The organism is Hydrocoleum sp. CS-953 (genome assembly GCF_002260545.1).
Classification (GTDB): domain Bacteria; phylum Cyanobacteriota; class Cyanobacteriia; order Cyanobacteriales; family Microcoleaceae; genus Trichodesmium.
The window spans coordinates 1-2787 of record NZ_LGSU01000334.1; the positions used below are offsets into that span (position 1 = coordinate 1).

The window sequence follows — 2787 nt, forward strand, 5'->3', positions numbered from 1 at the left end:
GGTTTATTTCCTGTATGTTGATTTCCCATTAACACGCTATGCGGAACCCGCCCCTACATCACCAACTCCCAACCCTGGCAAGTCATTCGGCAACAACCGCCCTTTCTCCATCACCGCACCCGTAAATGGATCGTCAATCAAATTAAGATGACTATCCAAGTCTAAATAATCTGCTAATGGTGCAAGTTGTGCTGCTGCTGTATTTGCCAAGCAACTGTCAGAATAACAACCAAACATTACTTGCAACCCACAAGCTTTCGCTACATAAACCATCTGCATCGCTTCTGTTAACCCCCCTGACTTCATCAACTTAATATTGATACCATGTACTCTGTCTGCCAAATGAGGAATATCCTTAGCAGTAAAACAACTTTCATCCACAAAAATAGGTAATGGCGATCGCTCATAAAGCTGTGGTAAATCTTTCATTGCTGAAACAGCAGCTAATGGTTGTTCCACATAAGTAACCCCAACTTTTGCCAACCAGCCACACATTTTGACGGCATCCTCCAGACTCCAACCCCCATTAGCATCCACATATAACAAAGCATCTGGCAGTGCTTCTTCTTTCACTGCCATCAACATTGCCTTATCTGCTTCAATACCTTCGGGGCTACCTAATTTTATTTTCAATACTCGCGCATCAATAAAATCTAGCCACTTTCGCACCCTTTGTCTAGCAGCTTCCGGGGAGCTGATACCGATAGTAACAGAGATAGGAACAATGCGATCGCGTTCTAATCCCCAAAGTCGCCATAATGGCAACCCTACTTTTTTCCCTACCCAGTCATGCAAAGCCATATCAATACCTGCTCTAGCTGCTGATGGTATTTGCAATTCTGTTAAGACTTGCTCAATTTGTTGTCGCTCAAGTGGATTAAACTTTTCTAGAGTGGGGGTAACTTGTTGTAAAGCTTGTTGTAAAATTGTGGTAGGTTGTGGCTTTTCTCCTACTGAAAATGGTGAAGCTTCTCCCCAACCTTCGATATTTTCTTGTTGTATTTTTACCAAAATATTGGTACTCTCAGAAGTAGTTCCGCGACTAATAGTTAAAGGAAATCTTTTATGGACTGTAAATGTTTGAATCTGAATTTGCATGATTATCAATCTTGAGTATGTAGGGATACTAATATTAAAAAAGAGCATTCTACAAGATGCTCTCAAATCAAATACTTTTGAATTTTAAAATTCCTAGAAGTTGCGGATTAATCAATGATTTTTTTTACTCTATCTTTTAAGTTTTCAACAGATTGTTGAGCTGATGCTTCAATTTGCTTTTTCTTTCCTTTGATTTTTTGTTTGTTGTCTCCTGTAATTTCACCTAAAGCTTCCTGAGATTGTCCCTGTAGTTTTTTAAATGCTGCCTTGATTTTATTTATCAAACCCATGTTATTACTCCTAGATAAAATAATTTTTAGCTAATTAAGCATCTAATAAACAAATTTTTTTACACACAATGAATCCTTAAATTGTAAAATTTTTACTAGGCTCTAGTGGGTCATTTCAGTTATCAGTTATCAGTACCTCTGCCAGAAGCTAGAGGCTTGAAATACTTATGGCGAATATTCTTTTCATCCCCTTTCAAGGGGAGGCTTTAGACCCAATTTTTCGGTGATTTCTTTTGTGTATTTGCTTATCCTATTCTATAGTATATTAAGAGGAATATATTTGTCAATATACTTAATATTTCTTGAAATTGCCATCTTTTTTACAATGATTAATACTATACTATATAAATTGTCTCATAAAAAAATCAACCATATAACTTACAAGTATATGAAAAGTTATAAAAATTTTTGGCAAGTAATCTTTAATTTGAGCTTAATTACAATTGTTTTACTTTGGACTAATAATGCAGGAGCAGAAACCCTTACTGACAGAATCGCTAATTTTCCTAACTGGGAAAATAAACCATCAATTAGTGCTGCTAAGACAGATTTAATTTATCCAGACTGGATGTCGGGAAATTGGAATGTGAAAAGCACCTTAATAGATATGGTTGCTCCATTAGCTCCAGAAATTGTCACCCCAGGTTTTGAAAATAATCGTCAATATTTGCATCAACCTGTAAATTTTCAAGTTAGATTTATTAAGGCTGAATCAAACTTAAATACCAAAGAAATATCGGCACAAAAGTTAATCAGTTTTCCTACATCTTGGTCTTCTGTGATTAATAATAGCAAAATTGCAAAATTAGATTTACCTCCAGATGCAGTTATTGCTGACCGAGAATTTAATGGGTTGAATATTGGCAAAGCATTGTTAGGTGATGATGCTATTTTATCTGTCAAAATTGACCAAGATAATCCTAATCGCCAGACAACTATTTTAGCAGATAATTTAGAGTTAGTTTCAGTTATTACCAGTCGTGGTAGTGAGCAATTAAATTCAGATAATTTTATTAGTTGTGAAATAACTCAGCAGCTATTTCAAGGTGAGACAATGATTTACTTAAATGAGGTAGAAACAACTACAGAATATCATCATATTCTTGATGATAATCGAGGAGAAATAATTGAAGCAAATCAGATAACTGCTATTTATTTATCTCCTCAAGACCCCGATTATTTTTTAGCAGTTAATCATCCTGTAGCATTGTATCGTTATGAGTTAGAATTATCTGCTACTTTAGGGAGTAGGGAGTAGGGGAGTAAAAAATAAGAAAAACAACTGTACCTCATAAATATACAAATTGCTATAATAAATAAATTATCCCTGGAATTTTTCTCATTAATTAACTACAAATTCTGTTGAATGGATAAATCAATCTATAGATATGTATTAGAC

The 2787-nt window shown here is 34.9% G+C and carries 3 protein-coding genes; 1 reads left to right on the forward strand and 2 read right to left on the reverse strand.

The window, feature by feature from the left end; all coding sequences use genetic code 11:
- Nucleotides 1-36: 36 nt before the first annotated feature.
- Nucleotides 37-1098, reverse strand: coding sequence for a dipeptide epimerase (locus tag AFK68_RS03100; protein ID WP_094671544.1), 1062 nt, complete (start codon nucleotides 1096-1098; stop codon nucleotides 37-39).
- A 107-nt stretch (nucleotides 1099-1205) separates the two neighbouring features.
- Nucleotides 1206-1388, reverse strand: a complete 183-nt coding sequence (locus tag AFK68_RS03105; RefSeq protein WP_094671546.1) for a CsbD family protein — start codon at nucleotides 1386-1388, stop codon at nucleotides 1206-1208.
- Nucleotides 1389-1776: 388 nt separating this feature from the next.
- Here AFK68_RS03105 and AFK68_RS03110 point away from each other — a divergent pair, with 388 nt between their 5' ends.
- Complete coding sequence (locus AFK68_RS03110; RefSeq protein WP_094671548.1) at nucleotides 1777-2646, forward strand: DUF6816 family protein; 870 nt, start codon at nucleotides 1777-1779, stop codon at nucleotides 2644-2646.
- Nucleotides 2647-2787 lie beyond the last annotated feature (141 nt).

Excerpts from the sequence above, each read along its gene's own strand:
- AFK68_RS03100 (WP_094671544.1), bottom strand. The coding sequence starts at position 1,098 with ATGCAAATTCAGATTCAAACATTTACAGTCCATAAAAGATTTCCTTTA.
- AFK68_RS03105 (WP_094671546.1), bottom strand. The coding sequence starts at position 1,388 with ATGGGTTTGATAAATAAAATCAAGGCAGCATTTAAAAAACTACAGGGA.
- AFK68_RS03110 (WP_094671548.1), top strand. The coding sequence starts at position 1,777 with ATGAAAAGTTATAAAAATTTTTGGCAAGTAATCTTTAATTTGAGCTTA.